The following is a 16,434-nucleotide window of genomic DNA, read 5'->3' as shown; positions in this document are numbered from 1 at the left end:
AACTCGTTCAACGTGTTGAGTGAGGTGCCCGAGGCACCTTCAGGTAGACGCACGATACAGGTCGTGCGCCTCTATGTAGGCCAGTACTGCGTCCGGCACCAGGAACCGCACCGACTTGCCGCTGGCCAGCAGCTGTCGGATCTGCGTAGCGGACACCGCGAGCGGGGTCTGCCAGACGAACGAAATGTGCCCCGCCGGGCCGGGCATGGCGGTAGGATCGCTCGCGGAGCGCGCAGCCAGCAGGTTGCGCAGCTCGAAAGGGGGTTCGACGTCGGCATCCGGGCGTTGCAGCACCAGGATGTGACAGTGTTGCAGCAGCTCTTCCCAACGGTGCCAGCCCGGCAGGCCGCAGAAGGCGTCCCAACCCAGCAGCAGGAACAACTGGTCGTCGGCGGCGAGTTCGGCGCGCAACGATTCGAGCGTGTCGATGGTGTACGACGGTTTGTCGCGCGCCAGCTCGCGGGCGTCGACGCTCAGTTGCGTCGTGCCGGCCACCGCATGGCGCACCATGGCCAAGCGGTCTTGCGGCGTCACCTGCGGTGTGTCGCGGTGCGGCGGGCGGGCGTTGGGCAGCAGGCGCAGTTCGTCCAGCCGCATCAGCTCGGCCACTTCCAGCGCGCTGCGCAGGTGGCCGATGTGCACGGGGTCGAAGGTTCCGCCCAGGATGCCGATGCGCCGGGCTGGCAGGGGTGCGGTCAATTCAGCTCGGCTCCTGGCCGCGCAGTTGGCCGTCGCCGATCACCACGTATTTTTCGCAGGTCAGGCCTTCCAGGCCGACCGGGCCGCGGGCGTGCAGCTTGTCGGTGGAGATGCCGATTTCCGCGCCCAGGCCGTACTCGAAACCGTCTGCGAAACAGGTCGGCGCGTTGATCATGACCGAAGCCGAATCGACTTCGGTGAGGAAACGTCGGGCCTGGCCCTGGTGCTCGGTGACGATGGCGTCGGTGTGGTGCGAACCGTAATGGTTGATGTGCTCGACGGCCTGTTCGAAGCCGTCGACGACGCGGATCGACAGGATCGGCGCCAGGTATTCGGTGTGCCAGTCCGCTTCGCTGGCCGGCTGGGCGTCGACGATGGCGCGGGTCCGCTCGCAGCCGCGCAGCTCCACGCCCTTCTCGATCAAGGCCTCGGCCATGCCGGGCAGGAAAGCCTGGGCCACGCGCTGGTCGACCAGCAGGGTTTCCATGGCGCCGCAGATGCCGTAGCGATAGGTCTTGGCGTTGAAGGCGATGCGCTGGGCCTTGGCCAGCTCGGCGTGCTCGGCCACGTACACGTGGCAGATGCCGTCGAGGTGCTTGATGACCGGCACGCGGGCCTCGCGGCTGACGCGTTCGATCAGGCTGCGCCCGCCACGGGGCACGATGACGTCGACGTAGTCGGGCATGCTGATCAACGCCCCGACCGCCGCACGGTCGGTGGTCTCGACCACCTGCACCACCGCGGCCGGCAGACCGGCGTCGGCCAGGCCGCGCTGGATGCAGCGGGCGATGGCGCGGTTGGAATGGATGGCTTCGGAGCCGCCACGCAGGATGGTCGCGTTACCCGATTTAAGGCACAGGCTGGCGGCATCGATGGTCACGTTCGGACGCGACTCGTAGATGATTCCCACAACGCCCAAAGGCACACGCATCTTGCCGACCTGAATGCCCGAAGGCCGGTAGCTCATGTCGCGGATCGCCCCGACCGGATCGGGCAGCGCGGCGACCTGGCGCAGGCCGGTGATCATGCCGTCGATGCGCGCCGGGGTTAGCGCCAGACGGTCGAGCAGCGCTGGCTCCAGGCCATTGGCGCGGCCAGCGGCCAGGTCTTGCTCATTGGCGGCGGTCAGCTCATCGCGGGCAGCGTCCAGCGCCGCGGCGGCAGCCTGCAGGGCGCGGTTCTTCTGCGCGGTGCTGGCACGGCCGATGACCCGCGAGGCTTCGCGGGCGGCGCGACCCAGGCGGGTCATGTAGTCAAGAACGGACTCAGTCATGGGTTCGGTGTCTTGGCGAAGGGGAAAGCGGCTGATTATAGCGGGCGCGCCGGTATACGCCCAGCGGTGGGAGGCGGATGGTAGTAAATGTCACAGCCGCAGGGTCAGAAAGATGTAACGGTAGGTATCGGAATTGTCCGATTTTGGCTTGGTAAGTGTCTCGGTGTGTCACCGCAGCCCGTGTTTACGGGCGCATGGCCGGTGCGCGGTCAATGGCCATGGATTAGGTACAGGCACAAGGCCAGCGCTGCGGTCCGTCATTCGTTGCTATGATCCCGGTCTTTTCGCCTGGAAGCCGCCCCCCATGACGACGCCGGATCCCCACCCGCCCTCGGCCTTGCCCGACAGCTTCTTCGACCGCGACGCCCAGACCCTGGCCAAGGACCTGCTCGGCAAAGTCATCCGCCATCGCCAAGGCGACCTGTGGCTGGCCGCGCGGATCATCGAGACCGAGGCCTATTACCTCAGCGACAAGGGCAGCCACGCCTCCCTGGGCTTCACCGAAAAGCGCAAGGCGCTGTTTCTCGACGGCGGGCACATCTACATGTACTACGCGCGCGGCGGCGACTCGCTGAACTTCAGCGCCCACGGGCCGGGCAACGCCGTGCTGATCAAGTCGGCCTACCCCTGGACCGACGCCCTGAGCGACGCCAACAGCCTGGCGCGCATGCAGTTGAACAACCCCGACGCCAGCGGCAACCCGCGCCCCGACGGGCGCCTGTGCGCCGGCCAGACCCTGCTCTGCCGCGCCCTGGGCCTGAAGGTGCCGCACTGGGACGCCCAGCGCTTCGACCCACAGCGCTTCTACGTGGAAGATTGCGGCATCGCGGTGCCGGAGATTATCCAGACCGCGCGCCTGGGCATTCCCCACGGCCGCGATGAGCACCTGCCCTACCGCTTCGTCGATGCCGCCTATGCCCGCTTCTGCACGCGGAACCCGCTTCGCCGTGGCCAAGTCGAAGGGCAGGACTTCTCCATCCTCAAGGCTTTCCCCTCCTGAACGAAGGACACTGATATCATGGGCCAATGGCTCGACAGCCTCACCACCTGGCTCAGTGCCAACCCACAATGGCTGGGCATGGCCATCTTCCTCATCGCCTGCATCGAGTGCCTGGCCATCGCCGGCATCATCGTGCCCGGCACCGTGCTGCTGTTCGCGGTGGCGGTGCTGGCCGGCAGCGGCGCCTTCACGCTGGGGGAAACGCTGTTGCTGGGGTTCGCCGGGGGCTTGCTCGGCGATGCGCTGTCCTACGCCATCGGCAAGTACTTCCACCAGAACATCCGCGGTTTGCCGCTGATACGCCACCACCCCGAATGGATCGGCAGCGCCGAGACCTATTTCAAGCGCTATGGCATCGCCAGCCTGCTGGTGGGCCGCTTCATCGGCCCGCTGCGGCCGATGCTGCCGATGGTCGCGGGCATGTTCGACATGCCGCTGCTGCGCTTCGTCGCCGTCAGCCTGGTGGCCGCCGCCGGTTGGTCGGTGGCCTATCTGCTGCCCGGCTGGGCGACCGGCGCGGCCATCCGCCTGCCGCTGCCGGAAGACTTCTGGCCGCAGGCCGGCATCGTCGTGGGCACTCTGGCGCTGCTGATCGTGGTCAGCCTGAACAGCAGCATCCGCGACCACCGCCACGGCAGCCGCCTGATCAGCGGATCGTGCCTGCTGGCGTTGATCGCCGTGTTCGTCGGCTGGCCGTGGCTGCACGACTTCGACCAGGGCGTGATGACCCTGGTCCAGGAACACCGCCGCCAGGCGCTGGACGGCGCCGTGGTGCTGATCACCCGGCTGGGCGATTTCCGCACGCAGTTCTTCCTCGGCGGGCTGCTGACCGGGTTGCTGCTGCTGGTGCGGCAATGGCGCCATGCGCTGTTCGCCGGCTGCGCGCTGATCGGCACCGCCGTCGGCAACGGCAGCTTGAAATGGCTGTTCGCCCGCGCGCGCCCCGAAGTGCTCACCGAGCCGCTGACCAGCTACAGCATGCCCAGCGGGCACAGCTCGGCCTCGTTCGCCTTTTTCCTGGTGCTGGCGGTCCTGGCCGGGCGCGGCCAGCCGACGCGCATGCGCCTGACCTGGGTCTTGCTGGGCTGCCTGCCCGCCATGACGATCGCCCTGTCGCGGGTCTACCTCGGCGCGCACTGGCCGACCGACATCCTCGCCGGCACCCTGCTGGCCTGCTGTGTGTGCGCCCTGACCCTGACCCTGGTGCAGAACCGCGAGCCCCTGCCGGCCATGCCGGTGCGGGTGTGGTGGCTGGTGCTGCCGGCCTGCGCGGCGCTGATGGCGTTCTTCGCCTTCCACGCCCTGCCCGCCGCGCTACTGCGCTACCAGTACTGAAAGGGGCGCCGCAAGGCGCCCGTCGGCCTCAGCCGATCACCTCGCCTTGCAACTGCTCGAGCAATGCCTGGATGGCGTCCAGACGCTGCTCGGGGGAGTCGGTGGCCAGCAACCTGAGTTTGTCCTCTTCCGGAAACGGCAACAGGTACCCCAACTGGTTGGCCAGCGACTGCCGGCCGTCGACCGCCTGGGGCATGTCCAGAGACTTGACCATCGGGTGCTCGCCCAAAGCCAGCAGCAGCGCCAGCAGATCATCGTCCTGTTCGAGCAAGGCGCTGTCGGCCTGCTCGGCCAGCCACTCGACTTCGCCGACCAGCAGCTGGTCCTTGCGCACCTGGGTTTCACCCAGTCGGAAGCGTCGGGCTCCCTCGATGCGAATGCCCAGCAGGCCGTTCTCCTGCTGTACGAAGTCGCGGATCAGCGCCTCGCAGCCGACCGTCGCCACGCCGGTGGGGGCGTGGCCGACCTGCTCGCCGTCGAGGATGCACACCACGCCGAAGCCTTCGCCCTGCTTCATGCAGCGGCCGATCATGTCCAGGTAGCGTGCTTCAAAAATCTGCAAGTCGAGCAGACAGCCGGGAAACAGCACGGTATTGAGCGGAAACAGCGGTAACGTCATGTCGCGTCCTCAGGTCACCAGGCTGACCGCCAGCGGCAGGAGCACCGCGGTGGCCACGCCCATCAGGCTCATCGCCAGCGCCGCGAAGGCGCCGCATTCATCGCTTTCCTGCAACGCCACCGAGGTGCCCACCGCGTGCGCCGTGATGCCCAGCGACATGCCGCGGGCCTCGGGGTGGGTCACGCCGAAGCGGTCGAGCAGCGCCGGGCCGACGATAGCGCCCAGCACCCCGGTGATCAGCACGAACACCGCCGCCAGCGCCGCCACTCCGCCGATCTGTTCGGCCACGAGCATGGCGATGGGCGAGGTCACCGACTTGGGCGCCATGGTCATCAGGATCATGTGCTCGGCGCCGAAGGCGTAACCCAACGCCACGCACGTCAGGGTGGCGAACACGCCGCCGACTACCAGCGTAGTAAAGGTCGGCCAGAACAACTGGCGGATGCGCCGCAGGTTCAGGTACAGCGGCACCGCCAGGGCCACGGTGGCCGGCCCCAGCAGGATGTTGAGGATCTCGGTGCTCTTGCGGTACTCGCTGTACTGGATGCCGCACGACAGCAGCACACCGATCAACAGCAGCATCGACACCAGCACCGGTTGCAGGAAGATCCAGCGGGTTCTTTCGTAGGCCGCGACCGCCAGTTGGTAGGCGCCCAAGGTGATGCCGATGCCGAACAGCGGGTGGTGCACCACGGCCGTCCAGGCGCCCTGCACGTCGGGGGTCATGGCTGCTCCTTGCGCGCGCTCTGACGGTGGATGAGCCTCTGCATCAACACGCCGGCCAGCACCAGGCTCAGCACGCAGGAGATCACCAGCGCGCCGACGATGGCCCAGAAGTCGGCGGCGATGTCCTTGGCGTAGACCATCACCCCTACCGCCGGCGGCACCAGCAGCAGCGGCAGGTAGCGCAGCAGGCTCGACGACGCTTCGCTCAGCGGCTGGCCGACTTCGCCCCTGGCCATCAGCCAGACCAGCAGCAGCAACAGGCCGACGATCGGCCCCGGCAACATGGGCAGCAGCAGGTGGTTGAGCGCCGTGCCCAGCAACTGGAACAGCACCAACCAGGTCAATCCGCGCAACAGCATAGGCACCTCCTTCGAGCGAGGCGGCCATTATAAGCACGCGAGCCGACGGCATCGGCCGACCGTGGCCGTAAACTTCTTCCCTTGACCGGCCCGACACTGCCGTGCAGGCCTTCGAGGCCCGCCAGCGGCAACGTCGACGACCTCTGGCAGGCACGCGATGCCGCGCCGCTGCGCTGTTCGTCCGAAGGCGATGCGCGGCACGTGCGATGGCTGTCGGCGCGCAGGCAATCTGCGGCATACTCGCCGATTTTCCAGCCGGACTCCGTCATGCGCCCACTGCTGCCCCTTGCGTTGACCCTGCTGCTCGCGGCCTGCGGCGAGGGCGAGTCGCTTTCGCCGCCCGACGCGCGCCTGCCCGATGGCGGCCGTTACCGGGGCGAGGTGGTCAATGGCTTGCTGCAAGGCCAGGGACGCATCGACTACCCCAACGGCAGCTACTACCAGGGCGGTTTCCACGACGGCCAATGGCACGGCGACGGCGAATGGCACGGCAGCCACGGCGAGGTCTACCGTGGCCAGTTCGTCCAGGGCCTGTTCGACGGTCTGGGCGAACTGACGACGCCCGACAGCCACTACAGCGGCACCTTCAAACAGGGCCGACGCGACGGCGACGGCACGCTCAAGCAGCACGACCAGCTGTACCGCGGCCAGTTCGCGGACGACCAGTACCAGGGCGCCGGCGAACTGCAAATGGCCGACGGCAGCCGCTACCAGGGCCTGTTCAGCCAAGGCAAGCCCAACGGCGCCGGGGTGCGCAGCGACGCCAGCGGCAACCGCTTCAGCGGCACCTTCGTCGACGGCCAGCTGCAAGGCAGCGGCACCTTCGACAGCGTCGAGGGCGAGCAGTACATCGGCGAATTCAAGGACAACCGCCTGGAAGGCCGCGGCCGCTACGAGAACGCCGAAGGCGACGTATGGATCGGCCCGTTCAAGGACGGCGCGCTGGCCGGCGAGGGCGAACTGCTCGGCGCCGACGGCAGCCACTACAAAGGGCAGTTCCGCGACTGGCGCTTCTCCGGCCAGGGCCATCTGCAACTGTCCGAGGGCAGCCAGTACCAGGGCGCCTTCGACAACGACACCTACCACGGCGAGGGTCGCCTGACCTACGCCGACGGGCGTGTGGAAGCCGGTGTCTGGGTCAACGGTGTGCGCGTGCGCGACGAGCGCGGCCACCTGCTGCCCGACCCGCTGGACCTGGCGCTGCTCAACCAGGGTGCCCTGCTCGACCAGGCCTTGGCGCGGCTGCCACAGGCGCACGGCGTGAAGCCCGGCGTGGCGTCGGGCCCTGCGGCCGGGCATGCGCACACCGGCGCCGCGTCGCCGGCCAAGCCTGCCACTGGGCTGTACAGCCTGGTGGTGGCCGGCGACGGTCAGCAGAGCGTGTTCCTGCGCGAAGCCGACTACGTCAGCAACCTGCTCAAGGTGCGCTTCGGCGCCACCGGCCAGATCACCCTGGTCAACCACCGCGACAGCATGGCGACCCGGCCCATGGCCACCCGCGAAAGCCTGCGCCGCGCAGTGCAGGCGCTGGCCGAGCGCACGTCCAACGACGACCTGGTGTTCATCTACCTCACCACCCATGGCAGCGCCGACCACCAACTGGTGCTCGACCAGCCGCGCCTGCAACTGGCCGACCTGGCCGCCGACGAGCTGGCCAGCGTGCTGGCGCCGCTCAAGCAGCGCGACAAAGTGATCGTGGTCTCGGCCTGTTATTCGGGCGGTTACATCGCACCGCTCAAGGACGAACGCACGCTGATCATGACCGCCGCACGGGCCGACCGGGTATCGTTCGGCTGTTCCGAAGAGGCGGATTTCACCTATTTCGGCGATGCCTTGTTCGCCCAGGCGCTGAACCAGACCGACGACCTGAAACAGGCGTTTGAACTGGCTCGCGCCAGCGTTGCCGAACGAGAACGCCGGGAAGGCTTCGAAGCCTCTGAACCGCAGATCTGGGCGCCTTCGGGGGTAATCGCACACTGGCAGCGCCTGCGCCGCCAGCAAGCCGAGCAGGCATTGAATCTGTAGGCGCGGCCACAGGCCGTTTCTACATCGAACAGGGAGATACCGTATGTACCTGACGCCCCAGCGTGTCTTGATCGCCGGCGCCACCGGCCTGACCGGCGAGCACCTGCTCGACCGCCTGCTCAGCGAACCCACCATCAGCCGCGTCCTGGCACCGACGCGACGTCCCCTGGTCGAGCACGCGCACTTGGAAAACCCCGTGGGCGAGCTTGCCGACCTGCTGCCGGCGCTCACCGGCAACGTCGACATCGCCTTCTGCTGCCTGGGCAGCACGATCAAGCAAGCCGGCTCGGAAGCGGCCTTCCGCGCCGTCGATCTGGAACTGGTCACCGCCTTCGGCAAGCGCGCCCGCGAGCTGGGCGCGCGGCATCTGCTGGTGATCAGCGCGATCGGCGCCGACACCGGCTCTTCGGTGTTCTACAACCGCGTCAAAGGCGAGATGGAAGAGGCCCTCAAGCAACAGGGCTGGCCGCAACTGACCATCGCCCGCCCTTCTCTATTGCTGGGCGAACGCCTGAACCAGCGCTTGGCCGAGCGCCTGGCGGCGCCTCTGGCGCGCCTGATTCCCGGCAAATACAAAGGTATCGAGGCCTGCACCCTGGCCCGCGCGCTATGGCGCTTGGCGCTGGAAGAGCAGGACGGCGTGCGGGTAGTGGAGTCGGACGATCTGCGTCGCCTGGGCAAGTAAAAGGGCTACAGGCCGCCAGTGGCGTTGAACTGTGCGCCCAGTGCAGTCGCCACCGACAGCGGCAGTAACAGGGTGTCGAGCACCGCGCTGAAGGGCAGGTCCAGTCCCGGCCAGGCAGGCGCCGGGGTGCCGAAGCGGTCCTCGGCGCAGCAGCCGCCTTTCAGGGCATAAAGGTCGAGCCGCGTGCCAGCATAGACCACGGGTGCGTCCGCCCGCTTGGCGTCGAGCGTGCCGACCGTGGCGCAGCCGCTCAGCAGCACGGCACCGGCCAGCAGCAGTGCCTTCACAGATCGCTGCCGACGTGGTGCTCGCCCCAGCGCGGCAGCATGTCTTGCGGGATGTCCAACAGGTTAAGGATCCGCGCCACGACGAAGTCGATCAGGTCGTCGATGGTCTGCGGCTGGTGGTAGAAGCCCGGCGCCGCCGGCAGGATCACCGCGCCCATGTTCGACAGCTTGAGCATGTTTTCCAGATGGATCGTCGAGAACGGCGCCTCGCGCGGCACCAGGATCAGTTGCCGGCGTTCCTTAAGGGTGACGTCGGCGGCACGCTCGATGAGGTTGTTGCATGCCCCGGTGGCGATCGCCGACAGGGTGCCGGTGGAACAGGGCACCACCACCATCGCCGCCGGCGCGCCGGAGCCTGAGGCCACGGGCGACATCCAGTCTTCCTTGCCGTATACGCGAATCTGCCCAGCAGAGGCGCCGGTGTATTCGGTGAGGAACGCCTGCGCCGCCTGTGGCTTGGCCGGCAGTTCGACGTCGGTCTCGGTGGCCATCACCAGTTGCGCGGCCTTGGAGATCAGAAAATGCACCTCGCGGTCTTCGCGCACCAGGCAATCGAGCAGGCGCAGGCCGTATTGCGCGCCCGAGGCTCCGGTCATGGCCAGGGTGACGCGTTGCGGCCCGCTCATCGCAGGGCCTCGGCGAGTTTCAGGTGCAGGCCGCCGAAGCCGCCGTTGCTCATGATCACCACGTGGGTGCCGGGGCGGGCCTGGCCCTTGACCTGCTCGATGATCGCTTCGAGGCTGTCGGCCACCACCGAAGGCACGCGACATTCGGCGGCGGTGGCGGCCAGGTCCCAGCCGAGGTTGGCCGGGGCGTACCAGATCACCTGGTCGGCATCGACGACGCTTTCCGGCAGGCCGTCGCGGTGCGCGCCGAGCTTCATGGAGTTGGAACGCGGCTCGATGATGGCAATGACCGGCGCCTCGCCAACCCGTTTGCGCAGGCCGTCGAGGGTGGTGGCGATGGCCGTGGGGTGGTGGGCGAAGTCGTCATAGATGGTGACGCCCTGTACCTCGGCGATGGTTTCCATGCGCCGTTTGACGTTCTTGAAGGCGCTCAAGCCTTCGATGCCCAAGGCCGGCGCCACGCCCACGTGGCGTGCGGCAGCCAAGGTGGCCAGCGCATTGTCGACGTTATGCCGGCCGGTCAGTGGCCATTGCACGGTGCCTTGTACCTGGCCGTCGAACAGCACTTCGAAGCGCGAACCGTCGGCGCTGAGCAGGCGCGCCTGCCACTGGCCGCCTTCGCCGGTGGTCTGCACCGGCGTCCAGCAACCCATGTCGATCACCCGCGCCAGCGCTTGCTCGCGGGTCGGATGGATGACCAGGCCTTCGCTGGGGATGGTGCGCACCAGGTGGTGGAACTGCCGCTCGATGGCTTGCAGATCGGGAAAGATGTCGGCGTGGTCGAATTCCAGGTTGTTGAGGATCGCGGTGCGCGGGTGGTAGTGCACGAACTTGGAGCGCTTGTCGAAGAAGGCGCTGTCGTACTCGTCGGCCTCGACCACGAAGAAGGGTGTATCGCCCAGGCGCGCCGACACCGAGAAGTTCTGCGGCACGCCGCCGATCAGGAAGCCCGGGCTCATGCCGGCATGTTCCAGGACCCAGGCCAGCATGCTGCTGGTGGTGGTCTTGCCGTGGGTGCCGGCCACTGCCAGCACCCAGCGCCCTTGCAGCACGTGGTCGGCCAGCCACTGCGGCCCCGACACGTAGGGCAGGCCCTTGTTCAGCACGTACTCCACCGCCGGGTTGCCGCGCGACATGGCGTTGCCGATCACCACCAGGTCTGGCGCCGGTTGCAGCTGCGCCGGGTCGTAGCCCTGGGTCAGCTCGATGCCTTGGGCTTGGAGCTGGGTGCTCATCGGCGGATAGACGTTGGCATCGGAGCCGGTGACCCGGTGCCCGAGCGCCTTGGCCAGTACCGCCAGGGAGCCCATGAAAGTGCCGCAAATACCGAGAATATGAATGTGCATGATCGACCTCGCAAAACGTCGAGGCAGGGTAGCCCAGCCCTAGGCAAAGCGCACCCGCTGTTTCGCTCAGTCGGCGCGGCGGATGCCGTGCTTACGCAGCTTGCGGTACAGGGTGTTGCGGCTGATGCCCAAGTGCTCGGCGACCTGGGTCAGATGCCAGCGCCGGGCTTGCAGCAGGTCGAGCAGCGCGTTGCGTTCGGCGAGGTCCAGTTCGTCGCCCAGAGCAGGCGGCGGTCGCTCGCTCGGCGCAGCCGGCGCTGAGGCGATGCTGCCTGTGCCACCGCGCACTGCGGCCGGCAGATCGGCCAGGGTGATGCGCCCCTGCTCGCTCAAGGCGACCACGGCGCGCAGCACGTTCTTCATCTGCCGCACGTTGCCCGGCCAGGCGAAGTCGAGCAGCGCCTGGCGCGCGGCCGGCTCCAGGACGGTGACCTGCCCCGCGGCTTCAGTGGCCAGCAACGTGTCCAGCAGCGCACCTCGGTCGCTGCGCTCGCGCACGGCCGGCAGGGCGATTTCCAGACCGTTGAGGCGGTAATACAGGTCTTCCCGAAAACTGCCCTGCTCGACCCGCTCCAGCAAATGGCGGTGGGTGGCGCTGATGATGCGGATATCGACGCGCCGCGGCTCGCCGCCGATGGGCACCACCTGGCGGTCTTCCAGCACGCGCAGCAGCCGGGTTTGCAGTGCCAGCGGCATGTCGCCGATCTCGTCCAGCAGCAAGGTGCCGCCGTCGGCCTGCAACAGCTTGCCGCGCATGCCTTCCTTGCGCGCGCCGGTGAAGCTGCCGCCGCGATAGCCGAACAGCTCGCTCTCGATCAGGCTTTCCGGGATCGACGCACAGTTGATCGCCACGAACGGCCGGCCCTGGCGGTCGCTGGCCTGGTGCACGGCCTGGGCGAAGGCTTCCTTGCCGCAGCCGGTTTCGCCGCACAGCAGCAGCGGCACGTCGCGCTGGAACACGCGCACGGCGCGGCGGAAGTCGTCCTGCAAGGCCGGGTCGACCCAGCAGCCCTGCACAGCGGGCTTGCGCGCAGGCGGCGCACTGGCCGGCACCGTCCACACCGGCCGTGGTGGCTGGCCGCGCAGGCTGGCGAACATGGCCCGGCCCTGGTGGGTGGTCAGCGGCCACACCGCGCTGCCCTGGGGCGCGGCGCGGGCCAGCAGGTCGTCCAGGCGGCAGGCGAAGAAACGCTCCACCGACTGCCCCAGCAACCCGCTGCGCGGCGCACCGATCAGGTTCAGCGCACCCTGGTTGACCGCCTGGATGCGGCCGTCGCCGTCGATCGCCAGCAACCCTTCGCTGAACAGGCCCACCGATTCGGCCTGCACATGAAAACGCAGCAGCCACAGGTGCTCGAACTGGCGCAGGAAATAGCAGCGCTCGATGACCTTGGCCGACAGGTTGACCAGCGCCATGGTGTGGAACTGGCTCTGCCGCGACACGTCGGTGCGCGCCGAAGAAACGTCGAGCACAGCCAGCAAGTCGCCCTGGGGGTCGAACACCGGGCTCGACGAGCAGGTCAGCCCCGTGTGCCGCCCGCGGAAGTGTTCGTCCTGGTGGATGGTCAGCGGCTGGCGCTCGACCAGGCAGGTGCCGATGCCGTTGGTGCCTTCGCGCGCCTCGCTCCAGTCGGCGCCCAGCCACAGCCCGGCGCGCTCGAAGATGCGCTGTTCGGTGGGCGCGGTCAGGCAATTCAGGATGATGCCCTGGGCGTCGGTGAGCAGCACCGCGTGCCCGGCGCCGCTGAGTTGCTGGTGCAAGCTGTGCATTTCCGTACCGGCGATTTCCAGCACCTGGCCCAGGCGCTGGCGGCCCTGCTGCACGTGGGCATGTTCGAGCACGGCGGGCGCCTGGGCCAGGGCCGGGTCGAGGTGGTAGTCCTCCAGGCAGCGCAACCAGGAGCGGGCGATCGACGGGTCGCTGCCTGCACCGATGGGTTGACCGTTGGCGACGGTGAGCACTTGGCGGGCATGACGGCTGAACGAGCGGCTGTTCATCGCGTGTTTCTGCACAGAAGGATTTCCCCGAGCATCGCCCAGCGACCGGGGCTTTGCAATGGGGCGTGCGGCGCAGTCACGTGCAACGCGCCAAAACCGGTACAAAACGTCACGGCGAACGTGCCACCTGCGTTACGTCGTCTTGGCGTCGGCCCTATTCAATTTTCCGCAAACCCGCGCATCGCCTGGGCTGGCAGGCACTGGCCCGACCTTTGCTCTACGCTTTGCCACTCCTCAACAAACATAAATCGATCAGGAGACACACCATGCGTTACGCACATCCCGGTACCGACGGCGCCAAGGTCTCGTTCAAGGCGCGCTACGGCAATTACATCGGCGGTGAGTTCGTCCCGCCGGTCGAAGGCCAGCACTTCACCAACACTTCGCCGGTCAACGGCCAGCCCATCGCCGAATTCCCCCGCTCCACCGCCAAGGACATCGACAAGGCGCTGGACGCCGCCCATGCCGCCGCCGACGCCTGGGGCCGCACCTCGGTGCAGGAGCGCTCCAACGTCCTGCTGCGCATCGCCGACCGCATCGAGCAGAACCTGGAACTGCTGGCCATCACCGAAACCTGGGACAACGGCAAGCCGATCCGCGAAACCCTGAACGCCGACATTCCCCTGGCCGTCGACCACTTCCGCTACTTCGCCGGCTGCCTGCGCGCCCAGGAAGGCGGCGCCGCCGAGATCGACGAGAAGACCGTCGCCTACCACATCCACGAGCCGCTGGGCGTGGTCGGGCAGATCATCCCGTGGAACTTCCCGTTGCTGATGGCCGCCTGGAAACTCGCCCCGGCCCTGGCCGCCGGCAACTGCGTGGTGCTCAAGCCCGCCGAGCAGACGCCGCTGGGCATCAGCGTGCTGATGGAATTGATCGGCGACCTGTTGCCCAAGGGCGTGCTCAACGTGGTGCAAGGCTACGGCCGTGAAGCCGGCGAGGCCCTGGCCACCAGCAAGCGCATCGCCAAGATCGCCTTCACCGGCTCCACCCCGGTGGGCTCGCACATCATGAAGTGCGCGGCCGAGAACATCATTCCGTCCACCGTGGAGCTGGGGGGCAAGTCGCCCAACGTCTACTTCGAAGACATCATGCAGGCCGAACCGAGCTTCATCGACAAGGCCGCCGAAGGCCTGGTGCTGGCCTTCTTCAACCAGGGCGAGGTGTGCACCTGCCCGTCGCGCGCGCTGGTGCAGGAGTCAATCTACCCGCAATTCATGGACGTGGTGATGAAGAAAGTGCTGCAGATCAAGCGCGGCGATCCGCTCGACACCGAGACCATGGTCGGCGCCCAGGCGTCCGAGCAGCAGTTCGAGAAGATCCAGCAGTACCTGCAGATCGCCCAGGAGGAAGGTGCCGAACTGCTCACCGGCGGCAAGGTGGAACGGCTCGAAGGCGCGCTGTCGACCGGCTATTACATCCAGCCGACCCTGCTCAAGGGCAACAACAAGATGCGCGTGTTCCAGGAGGAGATCTTCGGCCCGGTGGTCAGCGTCACCACCTTCAAGGACGAAGCCGAAGCCCTGGCGATCGCCAACGACACCGAGTTCGGCCTCGGCGCCGGGGTCTGGACCCGCGACATCAACCGCGCCTACCGCATGGGCCGTGGCATCAAGGCCGGCCGCGTGTGGACCAACTGCTACCACCTGTACCCGGCGCATGCCGCGTTCGGCGGCTACAAGAAGTCGGGCGTGGGCCGCGAGACCCACAAGATGATGCTCGACCACTACCAGCAGACCAAGAACCTGCTGGTGAGCTACGACATCAATCCGTTGGGGTTCTTCTGATCGGCTGAACGTTTCGCGGGCGAATCGAACACCGCTTCGCCCGCGAAAGCTCCACTACCGATCCCCCGACAACCCTCTTCCAAGCCAGACCGCAATCCACCGCAACCGCTCTGGCTCGCTTCCTGCAACGCACATCACCACACGGCCGACCGTTTCAGCGGCCAACCAAAAAAACAACAGGTGAACACTATGCCAAGCGATCACTCCGGCTCTGCGCCGGCCAATCCTTCGGTCGACTTCGAGAACGTCGGCTCCGACTATTTCCAGCAACGCGAACTGAAAAAAGGCGCCGCCGGCTGGGTCCTGCTGGTGGGCCTGGGGGTGGCGTACGTCATCTCCGGCGACTACGCCGGCTGGAACTTCGGCCTGGCCCAGGGCGGCTGGGGCGGCATGTTCCTGGCCACCCTGCTGATGGCGACGATGTACCTGTGCATGTGCTTCTCGCTGGCCGAGCTGTCCTCGATGATCCCTACCGCCGGCGGCGGCTACGGGTTTGCCCGCAGCGCCTTCGGCCCCTGGGGCGGCTTCCTCACCGGCACGGCGATCCTCATCGAATACTCCATCGCCCCCGCCGCCATCGCGGTGTTCATCGGCGCCTATTGCGAGTCGCTGTTCGGCATCGGCGGCTGGATGATCTACCTGGCCTTCTACATCGTCTTCATCGGCATCCACATCCTGGGGGTGGGCGAGGCCTTGAAGCTGATGTTCGCCATCACCGCCGTGGCCGCGATCGCCCTGCTGGTGTTCCTGGTGAGCATGGTGCCCCATTTTGATGCAGCCAACCTGTTCGACATCGCCCCGACCGACGCCGTCGGTGCCAGCAGCTTCCTGCCCCTGGGCTACGTCGGCGTGTGGGCGGCGATTCCCTATGCGATCTGGTTCTTCCTGGCGGTCGAGGGCGTGCCGCTGGCCGCTGAAGAAACCAAGAACCCCAAACGCGACCTGCCCCGCGGGCTGATCGGCGCGATGTTGGTGCTGCTGGCCTTCGCCCTGCTAATCCTCATCATCGGCCCAGGCGCGGCCGGCTCCGAAGCGCTCAAGGCCTCGGGCAACCCGCTGGTCGAAGCCCTGGCCAAGGCCTACGGCGGCTCGACCTGGATGGGCGCCTTCGTCAACCTGGTGGGCCTGGCCGGTCTGATCGCTAGCTTCTTCTCGATCATCTACGCCTATTCGCGGCAGATCTTCGCCTTGTCGCGCGCCGGCTACCTACCGCGCAAGCTGTCGCAGACCAACAAGAGCAAGGCCCCGGTGCTGGCCCTGGTGATTCCTGGCCTGGTGGGCTTCGCCCTGTCGCTGACCGACCAGGGCGACCTGCTGATCCTGGTGGCGGTGTTCGGCGCTACGCTGTCGTACGTACTGATGATGGCCGCGCACATCACCCTGCGCATCCGCCGGCCGAAGATGGCCCGCCCGTACCGCACGCCCGGTGGCATCTTCACTTCGGGCGTGGCCCTGGTACTGGCCTGCATCGCCGTAGTGGCGGGGTTCTTGGTCGATCCGCGGGTGGTGATCGGCGCCGCCGTGATCTATGGCGTATTGATCGCCTACTTCGCCTTCTACAGCCGCCACCACCTGGTGGCGGGCACCCCGGAAGAAGAATTCGCCGCGATCCAGGACGCCGAAGAGGCCCTGCACTGATCGCCGAGCCGCGCCGCAGCTAACCCTGCGG

The 16,434-nt window shown here is 67.4% G+C and carries 15 protein-coding genes; 6 read left to right on the top strand and 9 right to left on the bottom strand.

Annotation, left to right across the window (positions count from 1 at the left end):
• Positions 1–39: 39 nt before the first annotated feature.
• Together nadD and B4M43_RS20485 are read right to left on the bottom strand one after the other, a co-directional pair.
• A complete protein-coding gene (gene nadD, locus B4M43_RS20490) occupies positions 40–687 on the bottom strand; it encodes a nicotinate-nucleotide adenylyltransferase (RefSeq protein ID WP_296269389.1) in 648 nt (215 codons plus the stop codon).
• Positions 688–700: 13 nt separating this feature from the next.
• Positions 701–1,972, bottom strand: coding sequence for a glutamate-5-semialdehyde dehydrogenase (locus B4M43_RS20485; RefSeq protein WP_296269285.1), 1,272 nt, complete (start codon positions 1,970–1,972; stop codon positions 701–703).
• Between the two features lie 304 nt (positions 1,973–2,276).
• Here B4M43_RS20485 and B4M43_RS20480 point away from each other — a divergent pair, with 304 nt between their 5' ends.
• Both B4M43_RS20480 and B4M43_RS20475 read left to right on the top strand, forming a co-directional pair.
• Positions 2,277–2,972: a DNA-3-methyladenine glycosylase gene (locus B4M43_RS20480; protein WP_296269284.1), complete on the top strand. Its 696-nt coding sequence runs from the start codon at positions 2,277–2,279 to the stop codon at positions 2,970–2,972.
• An 18-nt stretch (positions 2,973–2,990) separates the two neighbouring features.
• Positions 2,991–4,307 (top strand): bifunctional DedA family/phosphatase PAP2 family protein, encoded by a 1,317-nt coding sequence (locus tag B4M43_RS20475; protein ID WP_296269283.1) that lies wholly within the window; start codon positions 2,991–2,993, stop codon positions 4,305–4,307.
• 28 nt (positions 4,308–4,335) lie between these two features.
• Here the strand turns inward: B4M43_RS20475 and B4M43_RS20470 are convergent, their stop codons facing one another.
• The 3 genes from B4M43_RS20470 to B4M43_RS20460 are packed head-to-tail and all read right to left on the bottom strand — an operon-like array spanning position 4,336 to position 6,011.
• Complete coding sequence (locus tag B4M43_RS20470) at positions 4,336–4,926, bottom strand: LON peptidase substrate-binding domain-containing protein (protein ID WP_296269282.1); 591 nt, start codon at positions 4,924–4,926, stop codon at positions 4,336–4,338.
• A gap of 9 nt (positions 4,927–4,935) precedes the next feature.
• Positions 4,936–5,652, bottom strand: coding sequence for an LrgB family protein (locus B4M43_RS20465; protein WP_296269281.1), 717 nt, complete (start codon positions 5,650–5,652; stop codon positions 4,936–4,938).
• The gene (locus B4M43_RS20460) at positions 5,649–6,011 is read right to left on the bottom strand and encodes a CidA/LrgA family protein (RefSeq protein ID WP_296269280.1); all 363 of its coding nucleotides are present in this window, start codon (positions 6,009–6,011) and stop codon (positions 5,649–5,651) included. The genes B4M43_RS20465 and B4M43_RS20460 overlap by 4 nt, the downstream gene beginning before the upstream one ends.
• 267 nt (positions 6,012–6,278) lie before the next feature.
• On the opposite strand from B4M43_RS20460, the gene B4M43_RS20455 reads away from it, so the two are divergent.
• Together B4M43_RS20455 and B4M43_RS20450 are read left to right on the top strand one after the other, a co-directional pair.
• Positions 6,279–8,036: a C13 family peptidase gene (locus tag B4M43_RS20455; protein ID WP_296269279.1), complete on the top strand. Its 1,758-nt coding sequence runs from the start codon at positions 6,279–6,281 to the stop codon at positions 8,034–8,036.
• 43 nt (positions 8,037–8,079) lie between these two features.
• Positions 8,080–8,721 carry an oxidoreductase gene (locus tag B4M43_RS20450; RefSeq protein ID WP_296269278.1) on the top strand — a complete coding sequence of 214 codons (642 nt, stop codon included), beginning with the start codon at positions 8,080–8,082 and terminating at the stop codon, positions 8,719–8,721.
• A 5-nt stretch (positions 8,722–8,726) separates the two neighbouring features.
• On the opposite strand, the gene B4M43_RS20445 is transcribed toward B4M43_RS20450, so the two are convergent.
• From B4M43_RS20445 to B4M43_RS20430, 4 genes are all read right to left on the bottom strand, one after another.
• Complete coding sequence (locus tag B4M43_RS20445; RefSeq protein WP_296269277.1) at positions 8,727–9,008, bottom strand: YceK/YidQ family lipoprotein; 282 nt, start codon at positions 9,006–9,008, stop codon at positions 8,727–8,729.
• Entirely contained in the window at positions 9,005–9,634 is a 630-nt protein-coding gene (ubiX, locus tag B4M43_RS20440; RefSeq protein ID WP_296269276.1) for a flavin prenyltransferase UbiX, read from the bottom strand. The genes B4M43_RS20445 and ubiX overlap by 4 nt, the downstream gene beginning before the upstream one ends.
• Positions 9,631–10,980, bottom strand: a complete 1,350-nt coding sequence (gene mpl, locus B4M43_RS20435; protein WP_296269275.1) for a UDP-N-acetylmuramate:L-alanyl-gamma-D-glutamyl-meso-diaminopimelate ligase — start codon at positions 10,978–10,980, stop codon at positions 9,631–9,633. The genes ubiX and mpl overlap by 4 nt, the downstream gene beginning before the upstream one ends.
• A 66-nt stretch (positions 10,981–11,046) precedes the next feature.
• The gene (locus B4M43_RS20430) at positions 11,047–12,978 is read right to left on the bottom strand and encodes a sigma-54-dependent Fis family transcriptional regulator (RefSeq protein ID WP_296269274.1); all 1,932 of its coding nucleotides are present in this window, start codon (positions 12,976–12,978) and stop codon (positions 11,047–11,049) included.
• Between the two features lie 266 nt (positions 12,979–13,244).
• Between B4M43_RS20430 and B4M43_RS20425 the strand changes: the two genes are divergently transcribed.
• Together B4M43_RS20425 and eat are read left to right on the top strand one after the other, a co-directional pair.
• Positions 13,245–14,765 (top strand): aldehyde dehydrogenase family protein, encoded by a 1,521-nt coding sequence (locus B4M43_RS20425; RefSeq protein WP_296269273.1) that lies wholly within the window; start codon positions 13,245–13,247, stop codon positions 14,763–14,765.
• Positions 14,766–14,954: 189 nt separating this feature from the next.
• A complete protein-coding gene (eat, locus tag B4M43_RS20420; protein WP_296269272.1) occupies positions 14,955–16,403 on the top strand; it encodes an ethanolamine permease in 1,449 nt (482 codons plus the stop codon).
• Positions 16,404–16,434: the final 31 nt, after the last annotated feature.

Source organism: Pseudomonas sp. UBA6562 (assembly GCF_002434265.1).
Lineage (GTDB): Bacteria > Pseudomonadota > Gammaproteobacteria > Pseudomonadales > Pseudomonadaceae > Aquipseudomonas.
The sequence above is the reverse complement of the archived record's forward strand: the minus strand, read 5'-3'. Positions and strand labels throughout refer to the sequence as shown.